General features: G+C 38.2%; 26 protein-coding genes and 1 rRNA gene. 23 read left to right on the forward strand and 4 right to left on the reverse strand.

Annotated elements, in window-relative coordinates; translation table 11 throughout:
- Together rrf and H8692_RS08070 are read left to right on the forward strand one after the other, a co-directional pair.
- Nucleotides 1-117 (forward strand): 5S ribosomal RNA (gene rrf / locus H8692_RS08065).
- A gap of 59 nt (nt 118-176) precedes the next feature.
- Nucleotides 177-857, forward strand: a complete 681-nt coding sequence (locus tag H8692_RS08070) for an alpha/beta fold hydrolase (protein WP_177268589.1) — start codon at nt 177-179, stop codon at nt 855-857.
- A 39-nt stretch (nt 858-896) separates the two neighbouring features.
- Here H8692_RS08070 and H8692_RS08075 read toward each other — a convergent pair whose 3' ends face one another.
- Nucleotides 897-1,787, reverse strand: coding sequence for a 3-hydroxyacyl-CoA dehydrogenase family protein (locus H8692_RS08075; RefSeq protein WP_177268587.1), 891 nt, complete (start codon nt 1,785-1,787; stop codon nt 897-899).
- 185 nt (nt 1,788-1,972) lie between these two features.
- On the opposite strand from H8692_RS08075, the gene H8692_RS08080 reads away from it, so the two are divergent.
- From H8692_RS08080 to H8692_RS08110, 7 genes are all read left to right on the forward strand, one after another.
- The gene (locus tag H8692_RS08080) at nt 1,973-2,656 is read left to right on the forward strand and encodes a response regulator transcription factor (RefSeq protein WP_177268585.1); all 684 of its coding nucleotides are present in this window, start codon (nt 1,973-1,975) and stop codon (nt 2,654-2,656) included.
- An 8-nt stretch (nt 2,657-2,664) separates the two neighbouring features.
- Nucleotides 2,665-4,596, forward strand: a complete 1,932-nt coding sequence (locus H8692_RS08085; protein WP_187525431.1) for a sensor histidine kinase — start codon at nt 2,665-2,667, stop codon at nt 4,594-4,596.
- Between the two features lie 190 nt (nt 4,597-4,786).
- Entirely contained in the window at nt 4,787-5,191 is a 405-nt protein-coding gene (locus tag H8692_RS08090; protein WP_187525432.1) for a hypothetical protein, read from the forward strand.
- Complete coding sequence (gene tmk, locus H8692_RS08095; RefSeq protein ID WP_177268579.1) at nt 5,188-5,814, forward strand: dTMP kinase; 627 nt, start codon at nt 5,188-5,190, stop codon at nt 5,812-5,814. Before H8692_RS08090 ends, tmk begins: the two co-directional genes overlap by 4 nt.
- 7 nt (nt 5,815-5,821) lie before the next feature.
- Complete coding sequence (locus H8692_RS08100; protein ID WP_187525433.1) at nt 5,822-6,634, forward strand: hypothetical protein; 813 nt, start codon at nt 5,822-5,824, stop codon at nt 6,632-6,634.
- A gap of 3 nt (nt 6,635-6,637) precedes the next feature.
- Nucleotides 6,638-7,564: a PSP1 domain-containing protein gene (locus H8692_RS08105; protein ID WP_177268603.1), complete on the forward strand. Its 927-nt coding sequence runs from the start codon at nt 6,638-6,640 to the stop codon at nt 7,562-7,564.
- A gap of 13 nt (nt 7,565-7,577) precedes the next feature.
- Entirely contained in the window at nt 7,578-8,309 is a 732-nt protein-coding gene (locus H8692_RS08110) for a tRNA1(Val) (adenine(37)-N6)-methyltransferase (RefSeq protein WP_187525434.1), read from the forward strand.
- Between the two features lie 7 nt (nt 8,310-8,316).
- Here the strand turns inward: H8692_RS08110 and H8692_RS08115 are convergent, their stop codons facing one another.
- The gene (locus H8692_RS08115) at nt 8,317-8,844 is read right to left on the reverse strand and encodes a nucleoside recognition domain-containing protein (RefSeq protein WP_187525435.1); all 528 of its coding nucleotides are present in this window, start codon (nt 8,842-8,844) and stop codon (nt 8,317-8,319) included.
- Nucleotides 8,837-9,418: a nucleoside recognition domain-containing protein gene (locus tag H8692_RS08120; protein ID WP_187525436.1), complete on the reverse strand. Its 582-nt coding sequence runs from the start codon at nt 9,416-9,418 to the stop codon at nt 8,837-8,839. The genes H8692_RS08115 and H8692_RS08120 overlap by 8 nt, the downstream gene beginning before the upstream one ends.
- Nucleotides 9,419-9,516: 98 nt before the next feature.
- On the opposite strand from H8692_RS08120, the gene H8692_RS08125 reads away from it, so the two are divergent.
- From H8692_RS08125 to H8692_RS08155, 7 genes are all read left to right on the forward strand, one after another.
- Complete coding sequence (locus H8692_RS08125) at nt 9,517-9,834, forward strand: DUF948 domain-containing protein (protein WP_177268569.1); 318 nt, start codon at nt 9,517-9,519, stop codon at nt 9,832-9,834.
- Between the two features lie 58 nt (nt 9,835-9,892).
- Nucleotides 9,893-10,135 carry an AbrB/MazE/SpoVT family DNA-binding domain-containing protein gene (locus H8692_RS08130; RefSeq protein ID WP_177268567.1) on the forward strand — a complete coding sequence of 81 codons (243 nt, stop codon included), beginning with the start codon at nt 9,893-9,895 and terminating at the stop codon, nt 10,133-10,135.
- 219 nt (nt 10,136-10,354) lie between these two features.
- Nucleotides 10,355-11,626, forward strand: a complete 1,272-nt coding sequence (murA, locus tag H8692_RS08135) for a UDP-N-acetylglucosamine 1-carboxyvinyltransferase (RefSeq protein ID WP_177268565.1) — start codon at nt 10,355-10,357, stop codon at nt 11,624-11,626.
- Between the two features lie 249 nt (nt 11,627-11,875).
- Nucleotides 11,876-12,412, forward strand: coding sequence for a rubrerythrin (gene rbr / locus H8692_RS08140; protein ID WP_177268563.1), 537 nt, complete (start codon nt 11,876-11,878; stop codon nt 12,410-12,412).
- A gap of 123 nt (nt 12,413-12,535) precedes the next feature.
- A complete protein-coding gene (locus H8692_RS08145) occupies nt 12,536-12,751 on the forward strand; it encodes a FeoA family protein (protein ID WP_177268561.1) in 216 nt (71 codons plus the stop codon).
- Nucleotides 12,752-12,850: 99 nt separating this feature from the next.
- Nucleotides 12,851-14,869 (forward strand): ferrous iron transporter B, encoded by a 2,019-nt coding sequence (gene feoB, locus H8692_RS08150; RefSeq protein ID WP_187525437.1) that lies wholly within the window; start codon nt 12,851-12,853, stop codon nt 14,867-14,869.
- On the forward strand, nt 14,866-15,048 hold the full coding sequence (locus H8692_RS08155; RefSeq protein ID WP_207722976.1) for a FeoB-associated Cys-rich membrane protein: 183 nt from the start codon (nt 14,866-14,868) through the stop codon (nt 15,046-15,048). The genes feoB and H8692_RS08155 overlap by 4 nt, the downstream gene beginning before the upstream one ends.
- Before the next feature lie 72 nt (nt 15,049-15,120).
- Here H8692_RS08155 and spoIID read toward each other — a convergent pair whose 3' ends face one another.
- Nucleotides 15,121-16,206: a stage II sporulation protein D gene (spoIID, locus tag H8692_RS08160; protein WP_187525438.1), complete on the reverse strand. Its 1,086-nt coding sequence runs from the start codon at nt 16,204-16,206 to the stop codon at nt 15,121-15,123.
- Nucleotides 16,207-16,302: 96 nt separating this feature from the next.
- On the opposite strand from spoIID, the gene H8692_RS08165 reads away from it, so the two are divergent.
- The 7 genes from H8692_RS08165 (at nt 16,303) to pepD (ending at nt 22,675) form a co-directional block, all read left to right on the forward strand.
- On the forward strand, nt 16,303-16,809 hold the full coding sequence (locus H8692_RS08165) for a PaaI family thioesterase (protein ID WP_177268555.1): 507 nt from the start codon (nt 16,303-16,305) through the stop codon (nt 16,807-16,809).
- A gap of 22 nt (nt 16,810-16,831) precedes the next feature.
- A complete protein-coding gene (locus tag H8692_RS08170; protein ID WP_207722977.1) occupies nt 16,832-17,404 on the forward strand; it encodes an NAD(P)H-dependent oxidoreductase in 573 nt (190 codons plus the stop codon).
- Nucleotides 17,405-17,406: 2 nt separating this feature from the next.
- Nucleotides 17,407-18,249: a fumarate hydratase gene (locus tag H8692_RS08175; RefSeq protein WP_177268553.1), complete on the forward strand. Its 843-nt coding sequence runs from the start codon at nt 17,407-17,409 to the stop codon at nt 18,247-18,249.
- Nucleotides 18,250-18,268: 19 nt separating this feature from the next.
- Nucleotides 18,269-18,829 (forward strand): Fe-S-containing hydro-lyase, encoded by a 561-nt coding sequence (locus tag H8692_RS08180; RefSeq protein ID WP_177268551.1) that lies wholly within the window; start codon nt 18,269-18,271, stop codon nt 18,827-18,829.
- A gap of 40 nt (nt 18,830-18,869) precedes the next feature.
- Nucleotides 18,870-20,138 (forward strand): O-acetylhomoserine aminocarboxypropyltransferase/cysteine synthase family protein, encoded by a 1,269-nt coding sequence (locus tag H8692_RS08185; protein ID WP_177268549.1) that lies wholly within the window; start codon nt 18,870-18,872, stop codon nt 20,136-20,138.
- A 67-nt stretch (nt 20,139-20,205) separates the two neighbouring features.
- Nucleotides 20,206-21,138, forward strand: coding sequence for a homoserine O-acetyltransferase MetA (gene metA / locus H8692_RS08190; RefSeq protein ID WP_177268547.1), 933 nt, complete (start codon nt 20,206-20,208; stop codon nt 21,136-21,138).
- 40 nt (nt 21,139-21,178) lie between these two features.
- A complete protein-coding gene (gene pepD / locus H8692_RS08195; protein WP_177268545.1) occupies nt 21,179-22,675 on the forward strand; it encodes a beta-Ala-His dipeptidase in 1,497 nt (498 codons plus the stop codon).
- Nucleotides 22,676-22,712 lie beyond the last annotated feature (37 nt).

Below are 22,712 nucleotides of genomic sequence, written 5' to 3' on the forward strand. Positions count from 1 at the left end.
TGCGGTGACAATAGCGAAGAGGATACACCTGTTCCCATACCGAACACAGAAGTTAAGCTCTTTAGCGCTGATGATACTTGGCGGGAGACCGCCTGGGAAAGTAGGACGTTGCCGCTTATAAAAAAACAGCTTGAATAACAAGCTGTTTTTCTTTATGTATAATAAAGGGGATGACAATGAATATATCGTTACATTATGAGGAGCGAGGTGAAGGTTTTCCTATTATTTTATTACACGGAAATGGAGGCTCTTGTGAATATTTTTCTCATCAGATTGAATATTTTTCAAAAGATTATAAAGTGATTGCGTTGGATACGAGAGGTCATGGGAAATCCGATAGAGGAATAGCTCCTTTTACTATTCGGCAATTTGCGGAGGATCTGTATTTTTTTATGAATGTTCATAAAATCAAAAAAGCTCATATATTAGGATTTTCTGACGGAGGGAATATCGCTTTGTGTTTTGCGCTTAAATATTCTTATATGGTTGAAAAATTAATTATTAATGGTGCTGATTTAGTTCCTTCAGGAGTAAAATGTAGGATCCAGATTCCTATTAAGATAGGATATAAAGTTGCTAAAATGTTTTCTTCAAGAAATACAATGGCAATGTTAAAGGCTGAGATGCTGAAACTTATGATAGATGAGCCGTACATTTCCTCTGATGAGTTAAAAAAACTTTCAATGCCTGTACTTGTCATGGCTGGAACAAAAGATTTAATAAAAAGCAAACATACCCGACTTATTGCTGACAGTATTCCCGGGGCTCAGCTTATATTTATTAAGGGAAATCATTTTATTGCTCAAAAAAACTGTAAAGAATTTAATTATGCAGTTGAAGAATTTCTAAGAAAATAAATATTAAAAGCGCTCTTATAGAAGAGCGCTTTTAAATTATTATCTGAGGAGATATGTGTTAGGTGTTTTTGTTCCATCTTCGTGATATATATAAAAACCTATACCTGTTTTTCTTCCGAGAAAGCCTGAGTCTACCATTCTTCTGAGCGATACTGCAGGTCTGTATTTTGGATCGCCTATCTCTTCATGAAGTACCTGCATTACTGCTAATTCTACATCTATTCCTATCATATCCATGAGTTCGAGAGGTCCCATGGGATGATGGAGCCCGAGTTTCACACCTCTGTCTATTTCTTCTATTGTTCCTATTTTTCTTTCTACAAGTATACATGCTTCGTTAAGCATCGGTATCAACATTCGGTTGACAATGAATCCGGGTTCATCATGGGCGATAATACAGGATTTTCCCATGAATTCTCCTAAAATTTTTGCTTTTGAAAGAGCTTGATCACTTGTTTGATAGCCTCTTACTATTTCCATGAGTGGCATTTTTGGGACAGGACTGAAGAAATGCATACCTACAAATCTTTCAGGGTTTTTAAATATATTGCCCAGAGCAGTTATAGATATAGATGAAGTATTACTGGCTATTATAGCATCTTTTTTTGCGTAAGATTCCAGTTTTTTCATTATATTTGTCTTTATCTCTTTGTTTTCGGCTACTGCTTCAATAATAACGTCAGAATCTTTACAGTCAGAAATATGAGTGGTACAGGATATCCGTGAGAGAGCATTCTTTTTTTCGGATTCGTTCATTTTTCCTTTTTCGACGGCTTTTTTTAGATTTTTGTCGATTGTTTTCATGCTTTTTTCAAGCTGAGATTGTGAAATATCGTATGCAGTTACATTAAGTCCTTTTACAGCGGTATTTTCTACGATACCGGAACCCATGAAACCTGCGCCTACAACAAATATTTTTTTGATGTTCATAATTGGCATACCCTTTCTATATTGTTAATATCAGAAATTTTACTCTATTTAGGATTGTTTTGCAATACTATTTATATTTTTTCGATTTTACCTATTAAATAGTCGCTGATTTAATAAATTCTTAATAGTTTTACATATTTTTTCTCAATGGATTTCGTGGCATAATAATAGTGGAGGTTGAGATGATGTATAACATATTAATATGTGATGATGAAAAAGATATTGTAGCTGCTCTCAAAATTTACTTGTCGGGGAATGATTATAATCTTTATGAAGCTTATGATGGAAGAGAAGCTCTTGCGATAATAGAAGAGAATGATATTCACTTGGTTCTTCTTGATATAATGATGCCTGAGATAGATGGCATACAGGTTCTTACTACGCTGAGAAAGGATTGTAATATGCCTGTTATATTTCTTACTGCTAAAGGGGAGGACACTGATAAGATATTAGGGCTTAATATAGGAGCTGATGATTATGTTACTAAACCTTTTAATCCTGTGGAGCTTCTTGCTAGGGTGAAATCACAGTTACGAAGATATATGGAATTGGGAGCTGCTCCAATGAAAAAAAGTACGCTTAAAATCGGTGATATAGAGCTTGATGATGAATCTAAAGAAGTTGTGTTCATGGGAAACGCTGTGAGACTTACACCCAAGGAATATGGAATTTTAAGGCTTCTTATGGAAAACAGAGGAAAGGTTTTCGCTCCCAAGGAAATTTACAGAGCTGTTTGGGAAGAAGATTCATTTGGCGCTGAAGGCACTGTTGCTGTACATATACGTCATATACGCGAGAAACTGGAGATCAATCCAGATCAGCCTCGTCATATTAAAGTCGTTTGGGGACAGGGATATAAGATTGAATGAGGTGAAGAATGGATAAGTTAAATAAGAGTTTTGTGATCAGAGCGATATTGTATATTTTGATGATCGTTTTTATTACAGTAACTGTGCTATCAAGTATAGTGGTTATTACGAATATATCGAATCATTGGTACTATAAAAATAAAGAAAGTGTTAAGCAGGATATATATTCTGATATATCCAGCCTGATTTCCTACCGTATGAACGATATTGTGTATTATGAGACTTATACTGAAGGCGACAGTGATTTGACAGAGTCAGTAAGTACTGGGGAGTATAATTTGTTTATAAGTGATGAGGAACTTGTAAAGGGTGAGAGCTCATCTACTCAGTTTGGCTATACTATGTATATGATAGATGAAGAAAAGGATGATGCACAGCCTGAAATTCTAAGAGAGCTCAATCCACAGCTTGGTGAACAGGACGGCGTATTTACAGACAGTATATGGCACAGTGAGGGAATTTATATAGAGATATATTTGGGGGATCTTGAAAACGGAGGTGTTCCTGATGAGATTGATTACATATATGGTTTATTCAAAGCTGTATACGGCTATAGAACTGTGGCGATGGCGGCATCGATAATAGGAACGATATTTTCAGTTGTGTTATTTATAATTCTTATGTGTGCTGCAGGCAGGGACAGAGAAAAGCGTTCATTTATAAATAAAATTCCGATGGATTTTTTAACAGTGGTATTGACATTGCCCATGATTTTTATCATGATGATATCTTTTGATTCGGAAATTTCATTTTTTAACTATGAAGAGCTGATCGCGGCGATTTGCGCTGTTACCGTTGCAATATCTATTATAGTTACATGCTATATGCTGGTATTTGCTGTACAGGTGAAAGCTGGCGGATGGTGGAGAAATACGGTAATTTTTAAACTTTTAAGGATGCTAAAAAAAATAATATTGATTGTGGCGAAGACCTTTGGACATGTTAGTCTTGTATGGAAAACAGGTTTGTCAGTTTTGGCTGGAATTATGATAAATTTTATAATGATGATTCAGGCTATAAACAGTTATGGCTCGGGAGGAGTTCTGTTTATCTGGTTTATTGGGGCGATAATTACAGCAGCTCTGATAATATATATCTCTTTGTGTATGAAAAGGCTTCAAGACGGAGCAAGGCATCTGGCTGAAGGAGATATGGGTTATAAAGTTGATAAGAAGGGTTTGTTTTTTGATCTTGAAAAGTATGCGGAAAGTTTAAATGATATAAGTAATGGAATGTCGACTGTAGTAGAGGAAAGGTTAAAGAGTGAGAGGTTCAAAACAGAGCTTATAACTAATGTATCCCATGATATTAAAACTCCTATCACTTCTATAATTAATTATGTTGATTTTTTGAAAAAAGAAGATATAGACAATGAAAAGGCAAAGGAATATATAGATGTGCTGGATAGGCAGTCTCAGCGTTTGAAGAAACTGACTGAAGATCTCGTGGAAGCTTCTAAGGCGGCTACAGGCAATGTGAATATAGAGCTTCTTCCCTGCGATGCAGGAGTAATGATGATGCAGGTTATGGGGGAATATAAAGAGAAAGCTGAAAAAGAACGTCTGGAAATGATTATGAGGCTGCCTGAGGAAAATATATCTATAATGGCTGATGGACGTAGTATGTGGAGAGTGTTTGACAATTTGCTGAATAATATATGCAAATATTCTCAGCCGGGAACAAGAGTATATCAGACCCTTGAAAAGAAGGCGGGAAAGGCTGTCATAACATATAAAAACACTTCTAAATATGAGCTTAATATTTCAGGAGAAGAATTGACGGAAAGGTTTGTAAGAGGTGATAGCTCCAGGCATACGGAGGGGAGTGGGCTTGGACTTTCCATAGCCAGAAATCTTGTGGAACTTCAGGGAGGCAGTTTTGAAATATATATAGATGGAGACCTGTTTAAAGTTATTATAGAATTTGATTTGATTTCCTGAAAAATGTAACGAGGAAAGAGGATATTTCTTTCCTCGTTTTTTATATTCTTTGGAATCTCAGAGAATGGCTGATTTCTTGATTTTTAACAGATGGTAAGTTATAATAAACGTTATTGGTGTAAACGCTTAAAACAAAAGAATTTAGCTGGAAAACTTGATGCAATAATATTATATAAGAGGATAGAGGTTTATGGGTTTCATAAAGTTTGTATTTGTATTAGTCATAGTAATACCTTTAGCGGTATTAATGATGTATTTTATTAATAATCTTAACGAGAAACTGAAGACGTCTTCTAAGGATCCTCAGAATGAGAGGAAAAGTGAAAAGAAAAACTCTGAAAGACGGGGAAGTTCAATTGCCGGATCTGGTGAAAGCAGAAGGAATGAAAATAAGCAATATGTGAGAGAGCAGTATAAAAACAGGGAAGCGCAGGAAACAGAGCGATACAAAAAGGAGACTCCTTATTACAAGAAAAAGCAGGAGCGAAAAGAAGCTGTGGATAGGAACGAGGATCGTCCGGAAAAGCAGTTAAGTAAGAGAAAGCGAAGAAAAGAAAGAAAAAATAAAAAGAAAGTCAGAGAAAAGCAGCGATGAAAAAAGGTTATTTCATATCTTTTGAGGGAGTGGATGGATCGGGAAAGTCCACACAGATAAAAAAACTTGAGACGTTTTTTTTCAATAAAGGTTATCAGGTTGTGTTAACCAGAGAACCTGGTGGCACTAAAATAGGCGAAAAAATAAGGGATATAATTCTGGATACATCTAATGAGAAAATGACATATATGACGGAAGCTTTGCTTTATGCTGCATCTCGTGCTCAGCATGTAGAGCAGATTATAGGCCCTGCAATAGAAGCAGGAAAGATTGTGATATGTGATAGGTTTGTTGATTCAAGTGTTGCTTATCAGGGATATGGAAGAAAACTCGGAAAATGTATTAATGTTATAAACGGATATGCGGTGAATGGATATATGCCAGATATGACTTTTCTGATGAGAGTAAAGCCTGATGTAGGAAGCGGACGGATAAAAGACAGGGAACGTGATAGGATAGAGATGGAAAATGAAGATTTTTATAAAAGAGTTTATGAGGGATATGAGATTTTGGAAAAGGATTTCCCCGGCAGAATTATTGGAATAGATGCTTCCCAGACTATAGAAGATATTGAAAAAACTATAACATCCCATATAGAATATCTTTTGAGAAATGATAGGTGATGGTAGAATGTATTTTAAAGAGCGAGATGAAAATCAGAATTTAATAGCCAGACTGGATCATATCATAGAGACGGATAAGATATCTCACGCTTATATCTTCGAAGGGATTGGTTGTATAGATAAAAGGTCATTTGTCGAGAGTTTTGTAAAAGGGATTCTGTGTCCTGTAAATACAGGGGATAACTGTAATTCTTGCGGTATATGCCGCAAAGTAGATCACGGTAATCACGAAGATATAATATATATTAAAGCATCAGGTGGATCTATTAAAGATGCAGATATTGTAAAGATGCAGGAAAGTCTTAAAAACAAGCCATTTGGTGATCGTCATATTGTGATAATAGAAAACAGCGATACTATGACGTTGCGTGCTCAAAACAGACTTTTGAAAACGTTGGAAGAGCCGCCGGGTAGCTCTGTAATTATGCTTTTGTCAGAAAATATGGAAAATCTCGTGCAGACAATAAAATCCAGATGTGTGAAATATAGAATAAATTATTTTGGCAGTGAAGGATATGATTTTATGATGGAAAAGGCGGAGAAGGTGTCTGATATGGCATTGAACCGAGAACCTTTTTATAAATTAAAGCAGGAAATTGATGATATTCTTGAAAACAGTGATGAAGTGGCAGGATTTTTAGACAGCCTTCAAGTAGTTTTCAGAAATATGCTTATAAAGAAAAACAAAGGGATATCTCTTTATAAGGATGAGGATCTTAAAAGAAATATATATGCCGCAGAGAATGCAAGAAGACAGATTAAAGAAGGCGTTTCTCAATCTTATGCAATGAAGAATTTGCTGATAAAAATCGGAGGATAGATGATGACAAAGGTAGTAGGTATAAAGTTTAAGGAAGCAGGGAAACTTTATTATTTCAGCCCAGGAGAATTTAAAGTCGGTGTAGGTGATAATGTTATTGTTGAGACAGCAAGAGGTTTGGAGTTCGGAACTGTTACCATGGGAGAGACGGAAGTAAAGGAACAAGATCTGGTGGCTCCTCTTAAAAATATAATAAGAATAGCTGATGAAAAAGATAAAAAACGGCATGAGGAAAATCTTGCAAAAAAAAGTGAGGCTCTGAGGCTCTGTCAGCAAAAGGTAGATGATCATAAGCTTGAAATGAAACTCATAGATGTGGAATATACTTTTGATAATAGTAAAGTGATTTTTTATTTCACTGCTGATGGAAGAGTGGATTTTAGAGAGCTTGTGAAAGATCTGGCTGCAATTTTTAGAATGAGGATAGAATTAAGGCAAATCGGAGTCAGGGATGAGGCAAAGATGCTGGGCGGTGTCGGAAATTGCGGAAGAGGTCTTTGTTGTAATACGTGGCTTTCTGATTTTGAGCCGGTATCTATAAAGATGGCGAAGGTTCAGAATTTATCGCTTAATCCTTCTAAGATATCAGGTATTTGTGGAAGGCTGATGTGCTGTTTGAAGTTTGAGAATGAAGTATATACACATCTGAAAAAGGGAATGCCTTCTGTAGGTGAAAGGATTAAGACGCCGGATGGGATGGCTGTGGTAACAGACGTTAATATACTTGAAAATGTTGTGAAGACAAGACTTATAGTAGAAGAAGGATCTAAGGATAAGGATTCTGAAGAAAAGCTCAGTGCAGAAATTTATAATTATAAAAAGGATGATATAAAGAGATTTGGAAAGAAAAATAACAGAAAAAGAGAGGATGAGCTAGCCAATCTGGAGGATGATGTGCTGAAAGAAATCAAAGAGCTGATGAAGGATTAATATCTTGATGAATATGGAGAGAGTAGAAAATATAGGATTTGGGGATCTAAAGCTTATACAGGATCCGAAAGGCTTCTGTTACGGGGTAGATGCTGTCATACTTGCTGATTTTGCATATAATATCTGCAGCAGATTCAAAATGGCAGCGGATCTGGGAACGGGTAATGGAATCATACCGTTTATTTTGAGTCATAAAAATAAAGATGCTAAGTTTATAGGCGTGGAGCTGCAAAAGTCTTCTGTTCAGATGGCGGAAAGAAGCTGCGAATTAAATAAACTGCAGTCACGTGTCGAGTTTTTTCAAGCGGATATTTCAAAACTTGATAAAAGCATATATTTTGATAAAGATATAGATATGGTTACTTGTAATCCTCCTTATTTTCCGAAAGGAGGGGGAATTCCTTCGGGCAATGAAAGTAAGTTTATTGCAAGGCATGAGACCGTTGCCGATATAGGAGATTTTATAAAAGCTGCTTCTGATATGTTAAATGGAAGCGGTGATTTTTTCATGGTACACAGACCTTCACGGCTTGTGGATATTTTTTATTATTGCAGAAAGAATCGTATAGAGCCTAAAAATATTAGGTTTGTAGTTCCCAGACAAGGACAGCCTCCTAATATTGTACTTGTCCATTGCAGAGCAGGGGGTGGTCGCGAGCTTAAAATAATGAAGGAGTTGTGTATCTATGGATCTGGGAGGAGTTACAGTGATGAAATAATGAAAATATATGAGCGGATCCGATGAAATTTTGTTATAAAATTTTGCATATATATACTGACGCAAAAATTCCCGCAATATAACCTATGAGACCTGCTGTGAAAGAGTGTCTCATTTTTTTTACTGATGTGACTCCAAAATACAGTGCCAGAACATAGAATATAGTTTCACAACTTCCTACCATGACAGAAGCCGCGCGGCCGACAAGAGAATCAGGTCCCGAGATTTCCATTATTCTTTCTGCGACTACAAGAGAGCCGCTTCCGGAGACAGGCCTTAAAAATATGAGAGAAATAAGTTCTTCGGGGATAGCAAAAAAATTGAAGACAGGTGCTGCTGCTTTTTCTATGAAGTCCATGGCTCCGGATGATGTCAGTGCTTCGATTCCTATAAAGATACCGATGATGAAAGGAAGTATGTCTATACATGTATGAAGGCCTTCCTTAGCTCCTTCAATAAATACATCGTAGATATCTGTTTTTTTCTTTATACCGTATAAAATTATTATGGTTATGAGTATAGGGAGAAACATTACGGAAAAAATACTTAGAAGGTTAGGCATTTTTATTCTTCCTTTCGAAGATCTTACATACTAATACTGAAATAATCATGGAAATCAAACCGGCAATTATGGATGGGAGAATTATATCCTCAGGAGCGGAGGAACCGAGATCACTTCGTATTTTTATGACTGTTATAGGAACAAGCTGTATCATTGACATGCTGAGCGCCATAAACATGCACATGGCATCACTTGCATAGGAGGGATGGGGGTTTTCTTTATCCAAAAGTTCCATAGCTTTTAGTGAGAATATGGTGGCGCTGTTTCCGGCTCCAAATATATTAGCCATAAAACTCATTATCATCATGGCGATGGTTTTATCGTTTTTTTCGTATGGGAAGAGAAATGATATCAAAGGTTTCACAGCATTGGATACTTTTTCTATGAGACCGGACACTTCAGCGATCTTCATAAGACCGCTCCATACTGCCATTATACCAGCCAGAGATATTATAAACTGAACGGCCTGTGTACAACTGCTCATTAAGCCGTCTGTGAATTCTGCAGTTTTACCGTTAATAATGGAGAAAACGACACCTATGAGGAGCATAAAGCCCCATATACGATTCATCATAATATACACCTCTACTAAAAATATTCGGTAAAACGAAAAATATGTTGAAGAGATTTCCATTTTATGTGATAATATAATAAGTATGGGAGGACTTGCCTATGAATATAACGATTGATTTGAAGATGTTGTTATTGATAATTATATGTGTTGCAGTCATAGTGCTGACAGTATATCTAATACGCTGTTTAAAGCGTCTGGCGGTAACGCTTGAGCATACCAGTGAAGTACTCAAAGATGTAGAGGTTATAACTGATTTGGCAGCAAAGAGGAGTAAGGATGTCGATGACATTATAAGTAATGTATCGGATACTGTTTCAGACATAACAGATACGGTAAATGAAAAACAAAGTGTAATATCAATGATAACTGCGATAGTAAAAGCGATCTTAGCCATTAAGAATGCTTCTGATAAGTAAAAATAGTTTTGTATAGGCGGTTTCAAAAGTTCAGGGTATTGATTGAAAGGAGTTAGTCATGAAAGCAATAGGAATTGTAAGAAAAGTTGATGAATTGGGCAGGATCGTATTACCTATAGAGCTTAGGAGAACTTTAAACATAGAAATAAAAGATCCTCTTGAAATATACGTTGACGGAGAATCCATCATGCTTAAGAAATATCAGCCGGCCTGCGTTTTCTGTGGGAGTTCCGATGGCATAAAACAAATAAAGGGAAAAAATGTATGCAGTAAATGCATAAAGGAGCTGCAGAATTTATAAAAAACACACGAAAAAAGGAGCAATTTAATTGTCCTTTTTTTGCGTTAAAACAATATGTTTGGCAACAATAAATATTAAGGAAGAGGTTTTGTTAATACGTTTTGCTCCCCTTATGTGTAAAACCTGTAAACCTCTTCCTTATCATATGTAATCCTTGAAATAGTATAAGAAAGACAGTATAATATACTGATTGCGAAGTGAATTTTACGGAGGAAAAAAGTGGCAAAATTCCTGGTTCAAAAAAGCGCTCCGTTGCGAGGAGAAGTGACTATAAGTGGGGCAAAGAATGCTGTTCTTCCAATTATGGCTGCTACGCTTTTGACGGAAGAAAAATGTGAAATAAAAGATGTGCCGGCTCTTCGGGATGTAGATGTTATGTGCAGACTTCTGGAAAGCATGGGTGCAGCTGTAGATAAAAGACTTGATGAAAATAAGGTTTCCATAGAAGCAAGGGGGCAGATATCTTATGAAGCACCCTTTGATCTTGTAAAGATGATGAGAGCTTCAATACTGGTGCTCGGAGCACTTCTTATAAGAACGGGAAGAGCTGTAATACATCTTCCGGGAGGATGTGCTATAGGCAAAAGACCTGTTGAACTTCATTTGAAAGGGCTGAAGGCTTTGGGAGTAAAAATAGATGAAGAACAGCTTACAAGAGGAATTGTGGATGCGAGTGCTGAAAAACTTACAGGCAATACCATATATCTGGACTTTCCAAGCGTAGGCGCTACAGAAGTTATAATAATGGCGGCAGCCTTGGCTGAAGGTACTACTGTTTTGGAAAATGCAGCTCAGGAACCGGAAATTGTTGATTTGGCAAATTTCCTCAATAAAATGGGAGCAAGGATTAAAGGTGCAGGGACTGATACCATAAAAATAGATGGTGTAGAATCTCTCAAAGGTGTCTGTCATTATGTTATACCTGATAGAATAGAAGCAGGCACATTTATGGTGGGTGCGGCTATGACAAAGGGTAATGTCCTGATCAGGAATGTAGTACCTGATCATCTCAAAGCTGTGATCGCAAAACTTAGAGAGTGTGGCGTTTATATTGAGCAGATGGAAGATGGTGTCCTTGTGAGAGGAGATATGGGAGAGATCAATTCTACTGATGTCAAAACACTTCCGTATCCCGGATTTCCTACTGATATGCAGTCGCCTTTTATGGCTTTGCTGACAGTTGCGAAAGGCCCGAGCGTTGTTATAGAAACTGTTTTTGAAAACAGATTTATGCACGTAGGAGAATTTAATCGTATGGGGGCCAATATAAAAATAGATGGTAATTGTGCCATAATACCGGGTCACAAGAAGTTAAGTGGAGCGCAGGTTGTCGCTACAGATTTAAGAGCAGGGGCGGCGGTAGTACTTACAGGGCTTGTAGCTGAAGGAACTACAGAAGTTTCACAGATCTATCATGTAGATAGAGGTTATGAAAAGTTTGTAGAAAAACTTAGGTCATTGGGAGCTAATATTATGAGAGTAGAAGAATAATATAATATTAATATTTACAGTGCTGATCGGATGTCAACCGGACAGCACTTTTTAATTTTCTTTTATTTTAATTTCGGATGAAATATGTGGTTTCTCATCGTAAATTGAAAACACCAAACAATGTTAAAATTTTACATATGAATATTGTTTTATATATTTTATCTATAATATTTATTTTTTAAATGGCATATATTTCTTTTTTCAGGAAATAATAAGGATAATCGTAAATTACATCGAGGAGGATATATTATGAAAGATTTAAAAGGAAGTAAAACTTATGATAATCTGCTTATAGCTTTTGCCGGTGAGTCACAGGCAAGAAATAAATATACTTTTTTTGCCTCAAAAGCTAAAGAAGAGGGATATCATCAGATCAGCAAAATATTTGAAGATACTGCGGCAAATGAAAAGGAACATGCGGAATTATGGTATAAGCATTTTGCCGGTATAGGAACAACTGAGGAGAATCTTCTTTCTGCAGCTGAAGGTGAACATTATGAATGGAGTGAAATGTATGCTGATATGGCCAAAGTGGCCAGAGAAGAAGGCTTTACGGAAATAGCGAAGCAAATGGAAGGCGTGGCAGGTATTGAAAAGCATCATGAGGATCGTTATAAGCAGCTTAGGGAGAACATACAGCAGAATAAGGTGTTTAAGCGTGATGAAGACGTTTTATGGATATGCGGCAATTGTGGACATGAACTGACAGGCAAAGAAGCTCCGGAAATATGCCCTGTATGCTTTCATCAAAAGGGATATTTTCAGATAAAGGCAAAGAATTATTAAAGATATAAAGTTATAACTAAAAATATATTGACAAAATAATATACAAGTGGTAAGTTATAGCTAATGAGGTTAGTAAATATTAACTAATCCATATAATAAAAATGAAAGCCAGAGGGAAATGTCATGAATTTAAATGATGCTAATGTTGGTGAAACATATATTGTAGAGGATATTGAAACAGACGATGAAGAGTTAAAGGCATTCCTTTTCTCGCTGGGATGTTACAGCGGGGAGCCTGTTACTGTGATATCTCATTTAAAAGGCGGCTGTACGGTTTCCATTAAAGATGGAAGATACAATATTGATAATGGCATAGCAAGTGCAGTTTTAATAAAATAGTGATTTAAATCACTATTTTTTATGGGCATCAGTTAGCTTCAGGTAACTATTTATTTGTTATATATTTACTAATAATGAGAGGAAATAGGAGGATATTTTATGAGAATTGCTTTTGCCGGCAACCCTAATAGTGGTAAGACGACAATGTATAATGCACTGACGGGGGAAAATGAACGCGTTGGTAACTGGGCCGGGGTTACTATAGGTAAAAAGGAGAGTCCGATAAAAAAGGAGTTCTATGATTTTGTAGAAGAAATCATTGCAGTGGACTTACCGGGAGCGTATTCAATGTCACCGTTTACGCCTGAGGAAGGTATTACAAGCGGATATGTGAGAGATGAGAATCCAGATGCTATAATTAATATAGTTGATGCTACGAATCTGAGCAGAAGTTTATTCTTTACGACTCAGCTTCTGGAACTTGGAATTCCTGTAGTAGTTGCTCTTAATAAGAGTGATATAAATGAAAAACAAAATACGGAAATTGATACTGAAGCTTTATCTAAAAAACTGAATTGCCCTATTATAAAAACTGTTTCAACGTCATCGGATAAAACGGGCCTTAAGGAAGCTGTAAATGCGGCTGTTGAATTGAATGGAAACGGTCAGAAAGCTCCTTATCTTCAAGCTGATATAGATCTTCATGATAAAAAAGCAGTTGAAGCGGAAGACAGAAAGCGTTTTGATTTTGTAAATAAAATCGTAAAGGAAGTGGAAACGCGTAAAGTTCTGACAAAAGAAAGAAATTCGCAAGACAAGGTGGATTCTGTACTTACAAATAAGGTTGCAGGAATTCTGATCTTTGCGGCTGTCATGTGGGCAGTATTTTGGATATCGCAGTCAAAAGTAGGTCCGCTTATTGCTGACTGGCTTGTGGGATGGATTGAAACTTTCCAGGGATGGGTTTCAGGTCTTCTTGAAAACAGCTCTCCGCTTCTTCAGGCTATATTGGCGGATGGTATCGTTGGCGGCGTAGGTGCTGTAGTTGGCTTCCTGCCATTAGTAATGGTAATGTATTTCCTTATTGCACTCTTGGAAGATTGTGGTTATATGGCCCGAGTAAGTGTAGTAATGGATCCTATATTTAAGCGTGTAGGCCTTTCAGGTAAGTCTATAATTCCGATCATAATCGGTACAGGCTGCGGAATACCGGGCATAATGGCAAGCCGTACTATCAGAGATGAGAGAGAAAGAAGAGCTACTGCAATGCTTACGACATTTATTCCATGCGGAGCTAAGATTCCGGTTATAGCGTTGTTTGCAGGAGCATTTTTCTCAGGCGCTTCATGGGTTAATGCTTTGATGTATTTTGTGGGCATATTGCTTATTTTCTTAGGAGCATTACTTATTAAAGGAATTACGGGATATAAATATAGAAAATCATTCTTTATTATGGAACTTCCGAGCTACAAACTTCCTAGTCTTAAGAGAGCCTGCTTCTCAATGCTTGAGCGAGCTAAGGCGTACATAATCAAGGCTGCTACTATTATATTGGTTTGTAACTGTGTAGTTCAACTGATGCAGACCTTTAACTGGAAATTCCAGGTTGTGGGTGAAGATGCAGCAGATACTTCGATTCTGGCATCTATAGCCTCACCGTTTGCAGTTCTGCTGGTACCTTTGGGATTCGGAGCTTGGCAGTTGGCGGCAGCGGCAATTACAGGTTTTATAGCAAAAGAAAATGTTGTTGGTACACTAGCTGTAGTTTATTCCATCACAAGATTTATTGATACTGATGAGCTGGCTCTTACAGGAGGAGCAAATGAAGTAGCTGTTACAATGGGACTTACTACAGTAACTGCTCTGGCATATCTGATGTTTAACCTTTTCACACCTCCTTGCTTCGCAGCTATAGGAGCGATGAATTCTGAAATGAAGAGTGCTAAGTGGCTGTGGGGAGCTATAGGTCTTCAGCTGGGTACAGGATATACAGTAGCATTCTTGGTATATCAGTTTGGTACGCTTTTTACGGAAGGACATCTTGGAAATGCATTTATACCTGGATTGATTGCTGTATTGATCATGGCGGCTATAGTAGTTGTGATTTCTCGCAGATCGAGACAGAAATTTGATGTGGAATATTCGTTGCACAATAAAGGAACGGGGGCATCTGTATGATAACTGATATCATTGTCGGATTGATAATACTGCTGATAGTTGCCGGCGCGGTAGCTTATATAATAAGGGCAAAGAAAAGAGGTGCCAGATGTGTAGGCTGTCCTGATGCCGGATGCTGTTCACCTAAAAAGGAGCAGGAACATTCAGGATGTGGATGCGGTTGTCACAGCAGTAAATGATAAAATACAGATTTACAGATAAATAAGAACGGGTGCTATGTTGCTGGTGAGACCAATAACATAGCGCCCGTTTTAATATACTTGAGTTCCGCTGTAATAATGAGAAAGGATATCCTTATAATTATATCCGTTTTTTGCCATACCATCTGCTCCATATTGGCTCATACCCACTCCATGTCCTGAACCATTGGAAGTGAATGTCACAGTATCTTCGGAAATATTTATTGTAAAATTGGCTGATGGAAGATTAAGTGCTTCCCGAACTTCCCTGCCTTTTAGTATTCCGTTTCCTATCTGCATTTTTTCTACTCTGTTTCCGTTGCTTCTGTTGATGATTTTGATGGTATCGGCGGTTATTGTTCCAAATGATATATTGGGATATTTATTTTTTACTGCGGCAGAAATTTCAGCTATAGAAAAGGAATGTTGCTCTTCCTGATGAGTAGCTTCATCCTCATATGGGCTGTCTACGCTCACAAGGTATGGTACGGCAGAGGCGAAGACATCTTCTGAATTCTCTGTTTTTCCTCCGCTTGAAGAATGGAAGAGAGCTTGTTCTACAAGTTCTCCATTATAATATAGCAGCTGCCCTTTTGTTTCATCAGCAGCACGGCATATTTTTTTCCAGCCATCATTCATCCAGTCCTTTCCTTTTAATGCTTCAAGTTCAGACTCATTTTTGTATACCTGACAGTGGGTACTGTCGCAGAGTGGTGCATCTGGATGTGCCTCGGGATTGCTTCCGGACTGAGCTTTAAGGACTCTTGCAAGAGAATAGGTTCTGGCTGCTACTGCTTGAGCTTTTAGAGCTTCTATGTGAAAATCGGAGGGCATTTCTCCAGATATGACACCTTTTACATAATTCTCAAAATTTACGGTTTCAACTTTTTTGGATTCAGTTCTGTATATGTTTATTGTTTCGGGAACTTCTTTTAATTGAAATTCCGCTTGAGGTATAAGTTCTTTTTCCGGTTCATCAGTATTGGGAGATATCTTTGTCAGAATATAGGGGATGAATATAAGCAGTATGCAGATGGTAAGTATTGTGATAAATATGGGTTTTATGAAAGGGATGTCCATAGCAGATCCCCATATATCCAAAAATGAATTGATATGTTTTTTTAATTTTCTCTTTTTTCTTATTCTTCGTTTCATCATGCAGTCTCCTAAAATATATTTGTACAAGTTTATGATAAAATTCCAAAACTATGACCTGATATGGTGTATAATAATAAATTATAGTAGGAGATAAAGATGAGAGTTATAAGTAAGCAGAGAAACAGTAAAATGTGTATAATGTGTGGGCTAGATAATGAATATGGAGTAAAGGCACCGTTTTATAATATGGAGGATGGAAGTGTCATGACTTTGTTTCGGTACAGATATCAGCATCAAAGTTATCCGGGTCGTGTTCATGGTGGACTTATAACAGCTATGATTGATGAACTGGGACTAAGAGCGTTGTGGGCAAAAGATCTGTCAGAAGAGTCTTTTGGCGTAACATTTTCTATAGATACTAAGTACAGAAAACCTGTAGTCTATGATCAGGAGCTTATAGGAAGAGGTGTTACAGTTAGGGAAAATTCAAGAATTTTTGTTACGGAAGCATGTATAATGGATGCTGAGGGGGCAATTTTGGCGAATGGCACAGTTAAGTATTTTAAGCTTGATGTTAATAAGATTGCTGAGGATGCTGAAGCTCATGAGGAGCTTTGCTATCTTGAGGAGGATGGAGTCAAAGAGATAGTCTTTGAGAAATGATTATAATGATGAGGTGAAAACGATGAAGAAGATATTATTTGTAAATGCTTGTGTACGTCCGCAGTCGAGGACTAATGTTTTAGCTAAGTATCTGTTGGATAAACTTGATGGACAGACAGAAGAACTTGATCTCGGAAAAGAAGATATAGAGCCTCTCAATCTTGAAAGATTGGAAAAAAGAGATTTGTATATAAGCAATAAGGACTTTTCTGATGATATGTTCAGATATGCAAAACAGTTTGTGGGAGCAGATATTGTCGTTATAGCTGCACCTTATTGGGATCTGTCGTTTCCGGCTGTTGTTAAAAGTTATATTGAAGCGGTATCGGTACAGGGCCTGACATTTCATTACACGGAGGAAGGCATACCAGAGGGATTGGGCAATGTGAAAAAGGTGATATATGTTACTACTGCCGGCGGTCCTATAGGTGAATTTAATCTTGGATTTGATTATGTGAAAGCAGTGTGCAGCGGACTGTACGGAATTGGAGATATAGTTTGCCATAAAGCTGAGATGCTGGATATAGTTGGAGCTGATGTGGAAGGTATACTTAAGAATACTATGCAGGAGATAGATCAGGTGTACGGAGTATGATCATGAGAGAAGTAAATGTGAAAGATATTGAAGATAAGATAGCACAGATGTGTATAGAGGCAAATCATTATCTCGGAGAAGATGTGAAGGCCTGTATACATCAGAGGCTTTGTGAAGAAAACTGGAATATAGCCAAAGATATACTTGAAAGTATTGAGGAAAACATCACAGTATCTGAGGAAGGGATATTTCCTTTGTGTCAGGATACGGGGATGGCCTGTGTATTTTTGGAAATAGGGCAGGATGTTCACCTTGTCGGAGGAATGCTCAAAGACGCTGTAAACGAGGGAGTCAGAAGAGGGTATGAAAAAGGTTTTTTAAGAAAATCTGTGGTAGAAGATCCTTTGAGGAGAAAAAATACAGGTGATAATACACCCGCTTATATAAATACAGAAATCGTGGATGGTGACAAAGTGAAAATCACAGTGGCTCCTAAAGGTTTCGGTTCCGAAAATATGAGCCGTATTATAATGCTTCCGCCGTCTGCGGGAGAAAATGGTGTAAAGAATTTTGTTGTTAAAACATGTAATGATGCAGGGGCTAATCCATGTCCTCCTATAGTGGTTGGAGTCGGTATAGGCGGAACATTTGACAAAGCTGCGTTGATGGCAAAGAAGGCCTTATTAATTCCGGTGGATAAAAAGAATGATGATCCGTATTATGAAAATATGGAAAGGGAACTGCTGGAACGGATAAATGAGTTGGGGATAGGGCCGCAGGGATTTGGCGGAAGGACAACTGCTTTGGCGGTCAAGATAATCGCAGCCCCTACCCATATTGCAGGGCTGCCTGTTGCGGTAAATATAAACTGTCATGTCAGCAGACATAAAGAGGCTGTTCTTTAGCAGGCGGGAGGTGGATATTATGGAATATAAGTTGATGGAACCTTTTTGTAAGGAAAAAATCAAGGATTTCAGAGCAGGTGATAAAATCCTTGTCACAGGAACGATTTATACTGCTCGTGATGCGGCGCATAAAAGAATGACAGAGCTTCTTGATAAGGGTGAGCCTTTACCTTTTGATATGATAGATTCTATTATATATTATGTGGGGCCTACTCCGGCAAAGCCGGGATATGTGATTGGTTCGGCAGGACCTACTACAAGTTACAGAATGGATGCGTATGCCCCGAAATTTTTGGATTTGGGGCAGCTTGCCATGATAGGAAAAGGACAAAGATCACAGGAAGTGATGGAAGCGGTGGTTGCAAATAAAGCAGTATATCTGGCTGCAATAGGAGGGGCTGCAGCACTGATGGCAAAGCAGATAAAAGATGCTGAGGTGATTGCTTTTGATGATCTGGGGGCAGAGGCAATAAGAAGGCTTTATGTGGAGGATATGCCCCTTACTGTTGTTCTGGACAGTGTGGGGGGAAATCTATATGAGCAGGGCAGGGAAGAGTATTTGAAATTCATAGGTAAATAGTGTATTATTAATTGAAAAACTTTGAAAGGAATTTATAAATATGGGAATAGGAACTAAATGTGTACAGGATGGATACAGACCGGGGAACGGTGAACCAAGACAGATACCGATTGTACAGAGTACAACTTTTAAATACGACACAAGTCAGGATATGGGGAAACTATTTGATCTTGAAGCATCGGGATATTTTTATACGAGGCTTCAAAATCCAACTAACGATCATGTTGCGGCTAAAATTGCTTCTCTTGAAGGGGGAAGCGCGGCGATGCTGACCTCGTCAGGGCAGGCTGCCAATTTCTATGCTGTGTTTAATATAGCTTCATGTGGAGACCATATTGTGGCCTCCTCAGCTATATATGGAGGGACGTTTAATTTATTTGCGGTAACCATGAAGAGAATGGGGATCGAATTTACTTTTGTTTCTCCTCATGCCACTGAGGAAGAACTGGAGGCTGCATTCAGGCCGAATACAAAGGCTGTGTTTGGAGAAACCGTTGCAAATCCTGCATTGGTAGTACTTGACATTGAAAAATTTGCAAATGCTGCTCATAAACATGGAGTGCCTCTTATAATAGATAATACGTTTGCTACACCGGTGCATTGCAGGCCTTTTGAGTTCGGAGCTGATATAGTGACACATTCAACTACTAAATATATGGACGGACATGGAGCCGGTGTAGGAGGGTGTATAGTGGATTCCGGTAAATTCGACTGGACTGAATATCCTGAAAAGTTTGCCGGGCTATGTGAACCTGATGATAGTTATCATGGCGTTACATATACCGAAAGATTTGGCCTTGAGGGAGCGTTCATAACTAAAGCGACGGTACAGCTTATGAGAGATTTAGGGTCTATTCAGTCGCCTCAGAATGCTTTTCTGCTTAATATGGGGCTTGAGAGTCTGCATGTTAGGATGAAACGACATGCAGAAAATGGTCTTGCTGTAGCTAAATACCTCAATAGCCATGAGAAAATTTCATGGGTGAAATATTGCGGTCTTGAGGGTGACACAGATTATGAGCTTGCACAGAAGTATCTGCCTAATGGTTCATGCGGTGTGGTAAGTTTCGGAGTAAAGGGAGGCAGAAAGGCTGCCGAGGATTTTATGCAGAAATTAAAAGTTGCTGCTATAGAAACTCATGTAGCTGATGCGAGAACTTGCTGTCTGCATCCTGCAAGTTCGACTCACAGGCAAATGAGCGATGAAGAACTTGCTGCAGCGGGTGTGAGTCCTGATCTTGTGAGATTTTCATGCGGACTGGAAGACGCTGAAGATTTGATTGCAGATATTGAGCAGGCTTTAAAATAGCGATTTTGTAAAGATTAGCAAATGGCTGTATTTAGTGGCCAAATAGATGAAAGGGAGATTGAACTCGATGCCATTGATTATACCTAATGGGCTTCCGGCGGCGGAAGCTTTGCAGAGTGAGAATATATTTACCATGAACAGGGGTCGGGCCGTTACTCAGGATATAAGACCCCTTAAGATAGTTATAGTTAATCTTATGCCAACTAAAATAGCAACTGAAACGCAGCTTGCGAGGGTTTTATCCAACAGCCCTCTTCAGGTTGAAATGACATTGATCACGATGGATTCTCATGAGTCTACACATATATCTCAGGAACATATGGATTCGTTCTATAAAACAATAGATGAGATCAAAGAAGATTATTTTGATGGGATGATCCTTACGGGGGCGCCTGTGGAACAAATGCCTTATGAAGATGTTGATTACTGGAGAGAGCTTTGTGAAATTTTTGAATTTGCCAAAACACATGTGTACAGTAATATGTTCATATGCTGGGGAGCTCAGGCCAGCCTTTATTATCATTATGGCATAGGCAAACATTTGCTGGACAGTAAAGTTTTCGGGATATTCGAACATAGGGTAATAAGGCCTCATAATCCTCTTGTGCGTGGGTTTGATGAGACTTTTTATGCACCTCATTCAAGACATACGGAAGTTTTGCGTGAAGATATAGAAAAGCATGAAGAACTTCGTATTCTGGCGGATTCTGAAGAAGTAGGGCCCCATATCATATCTACAGAGAACGGCAGGCAGATTTTCGTACTGGGGCATCAGGAATATGATAAGGAGACTTTAGCGGGAGAATATTTCAGGGATATCAATAAGGGGCTTCAAATAGATGTTCCTAAGAATTATTTTAAAAATGATGATCCTAAAAATGAGATCTTGTTCAGATGGAGAAGTCATGCCAGCCTTCTTTTTTCCAACTGGCTTAATTATTATGTTTATCAGGATACGCCATATGATCTTGAAGAACTGTGTAGTAAGAGAGAAGATTGATTTTGGCCTGAATATGGAGAGCGAAACGGAGGTGTAAGGGATGGGAAAAGTAATGTTTTCAAATATGGATGATTTGATGAAACATCCGGTTTTTAATCATTTCGGCAAACTGTGCCAGATACCTCACGGCACAAAGAATGAGAAAGCTATAAGTGATTATCTTAAGGAGTGGGCAGAGAGTCGGAAACTGGAGTGTGTGCAGGACGAAAATCTGAATATCATTATATACAAACAGGCTTCGCCAGGTTATGAAGGATTGCCTTCTGTTATCTTACAGGCTCATATGGACATGGTATGTGAAAAAGCATCTGATTGTGATCATGATTTTGAAAAGGACCCTATTAAACTTTATTTAGATGATGATATTCTTTCCAGCAGGGGGAGAACAAGTATTGGGGCAGATGATGGAATTGGTGTATCTTTGGCGTTGGCTGTTCTTGAAGATAAAATGCTGAAACATCCAAAACTGGAGGTATTGTTTACTGTCCAGGAGGAGTCTACGTTTAAAGGGATAGAGACTGTAGAGGCGAAATGGTTTAATGCAGATTATCTTATCAATCTTGATTATTTTGTCGATAATCAAGTGCTTGTGAGCGGATGCGGAGGAATAGGTGTAAAGATAAAACTTCCTATTTCATATGAGCTTACGGATTATGAGATGATGGCATATGAGGTGAAGATTGAGAATCTTACGGGAGGGCATTCCGGGGGCGACATACATAAAGCCAGAGGAAATGCCAATGAGCTGTTTTGGAGAACTTTAAGTTTGTATGAAAAGGATCTGGATGCCGAGCTTGTGTCTATTGAAGGAGGGACTTCACGTGTAGCCATACCAAGAGAGACAAAAGGGGTTATATTGATTGATGAAGAACAGGCCGGGCAGCTTGAGGAATTGACGTTTAGACTTCAAAATGAATTTCGTTCGGAATATCAGGTTACGGCACCGGAGTTGAATGTAAAGATCCGGCCTTTAGGTCCGTATAAGGGAAAATATATGTATCATCCGAGTTTAAGGAAGCTTTTAAAGTTGGTATATCTGGTACCTAACGGTATTATGGAGATGAATGGGGCACTTGATATGAAGGGGCTCGTGGAAAGTTCCATCAATCAGGGAGTGATGCGTGCAGGTGATAATTTCTTTGTTTTGGTAGGAGAAATAAGATATTCGCATATTTCTTCCAGAAATTTTATCATTGAAAAAATTATGGCTCTGTCTGAGTTGTTGGAGGCTAAAGTTGAACTGTTTGCCCCATATCCTGCATGGAAATACAGAAGGAGATCGGATCTGAGGCAGCTTGCTGTGCGTACTTATCGGGAACTTTTCCATGAGAAACTTAAACCGGTAGCTGTACATGCAGGTATAGAATGCGGATGTTTGCTGGAAAAATTGCCTCATCTTGATGCTATTTCAATAGGGGCTAACTGCTGGTATTTCCATTCAGTAAATGAGTGTGTGAGTGTTTCATCTGTAAATAAGGTATGGATTTTCTTGAAACAGATACTTGAAAATTTGGATAGGGAGTTTGAAGAAGAATAAAAACAGTGCGGTTTTATCCGCACTGTTTTTATATAAG

It is taken from the genome of Lentihominibacter hominis (assembly GCF_014385065.1).
Lineage (GTDB): Bacteria > Bacillota > Clostridia > Peptostreptococcales > Anaerovoracaceae > Lentihominibacter > Lentihominibacter hominis.

Bases quoted from the DNA above. Each gene is read 5' to 3' on its own strand.
- H8692_RS08070 (WP_177268589.1), top strand. From the start codon at position 177: ATGAATATATCGTTACATTATGAGGAGCGAGGTGAAGGTTTTCCTATT.
- H8692_RS08075 (WP_177268587.1), bottom strand. From the start codon at position 1,787: ATGAACATCAAAAAAATATTTGTTGTAGGCGCAGGTTTCATGGGTTCC.
- H8692_RS08080 (WP_177268585.1), top strand. From the start codon at position 1,973: ATGTATAACATATTAATATGTGATGATGAAAAAGATATTGTAGCTGCT.
- H8692_RS08085 (WP_187525431.1), top strand. From the start codon at position 2,665: ATGGATAAGTTAAATAAGAGTTTTGTGATCAGAGCGATATTGTATATT.
- H8692_RS08090 (WP_187525432.1), top strand. From the start codon at position 4,787: ATGGGTTTCATAAAGTTTGTATTTGTATTAGTCATAGTAATACCTTTA.
- tmk (WP_177268579.1), top strand. From the start codon at position 5,188: ATGAAAAAAGGTTATTTCATATCTTTTGAGGGAGTGGATGGATCGGGA.
- H8692_RS08100 (WP_187525433.1), top strand. From the start codon at position 5,822: ATGTATTTTAAAGAGCGAGATGAAAATCAGAATTTAATAGCCAGACTG.
- H8692_RS08105 (WP_177268603.1), top strand. From the start codon at position 6,638: ATGACAAAGGTAGTAGGTATAAAGTTTAAGGAAGCAGGGAAACTTTAT.
- H8692_RS08110 (WP_187525434.1), top strand. From the start codon at position 7,578: ATGGAGAGAGTAGAAAATATAGGATTTGGGGATCTAAAGCTTATACAG.
- H8692_RS08115 (WP_187525435.1), bottom strand. From the start codon at position 8,844: ATGCCTAACCTTCTAAGTATTTTTTCCGTAATGTTTCTCCCTATACTC.
- H8692_RS08120 (WP_187525436.1), bottom strand. From the start codon at position 9,418: ATGATGAATCGTATATGGGGCTTTATGCTCCTCATAGGTGTCGTTTTC.
- H8692_RS08125 (WP_177268569.1), top strand. From the start codon at position 9,517: ATGAATATAACGATTGATTTGAAGATGTTGTTATTGATAATTATATGT.
- H8692_RS08130 (WP_177268567.1), top strand. From the start codon at position 9,893: ATGAAAGCAATAGGAATTGTAAGAAAAGTTGATGAATTGGGCAGGATC.
- rbr (WP_177268563.1), top strand. From the start codon at position 11,876: ATGAAAGATTTAAAAGGAAGTAAAACTTATGATAATCTGCTTATAGCT.
- H8692_RS08145 (WP_177268561.1), top strand. From the start codon at position 12,536: ATGAATTTAAATGATGCTAATGTTGGTGAAACATATATTGTAGAGGAT.
- feoB (WP_187525437.1), top strand. From the start codon at position 12,851: ATGAGAATTGCTTTTGCCGGCAACCCTAATAGTGGTAAGACGACAATG.
- H8692_RS08155 (WP_207722976.1), top strand. From the start codon at position 14,866: ATGATAACTGATATCATTGTCGGATTGATAATACTGCTGATAGTTGCC.
- spoIID (WP_187525438.1), bottom strand. From the start codon at position 16,206: ATGATGAAACGAAGAATAAGAAAAAAGAGAAAATTAAAAAAACATATC.
- H8692_RS08165 (WP_177268555.1), top strand. From the start codon at position 16,303: ATGAGAGTTATAAGTAAGCAGAGAAACAGTAAAATGTGTATAATGTGT.
- H8692_RS08170 (WP_207722977.1), top strand. From the start codon at position 16,832: ATGAAGAAGATATTATTTGTAAATGCTTGTGTACGTCCGCAGTCGAGG.
- H8692_RS08175 (WP_177268553.1), top strand. From the start codon at position 17,407: ATGAGAGAAGTAAATGTGAAAGATATTGAAGATAAGATAGCACAGATG.
- H8692_RS08180 (WP_177268551.1), top strand. From the start codon at position 18,269: ATGGAATATAAGTTGATGGAACCTTTTTGTAAGGAAAAAATCAAGGAT.
- H8692_RS08185 (WP_177268549.1), top strand. From the start codon at position 18,870: ATGGGAATAGGAACTAAATGTGTACAGGATGGATACAGACCGGGGAAC.
- metA (WP_177268547.1), top strand. From the start codon at position 20,206: ATGCCATTGATTATACCTAATGGGCTTCCGGCGGCGGAAGCTTTGCAG.
- pepD (WP_177268545.1), top strand. From the start codon at position 21,179: ATGGGAAAAGTAATGTTTTCAAATATGGATGATTTGATGAAACATCCG.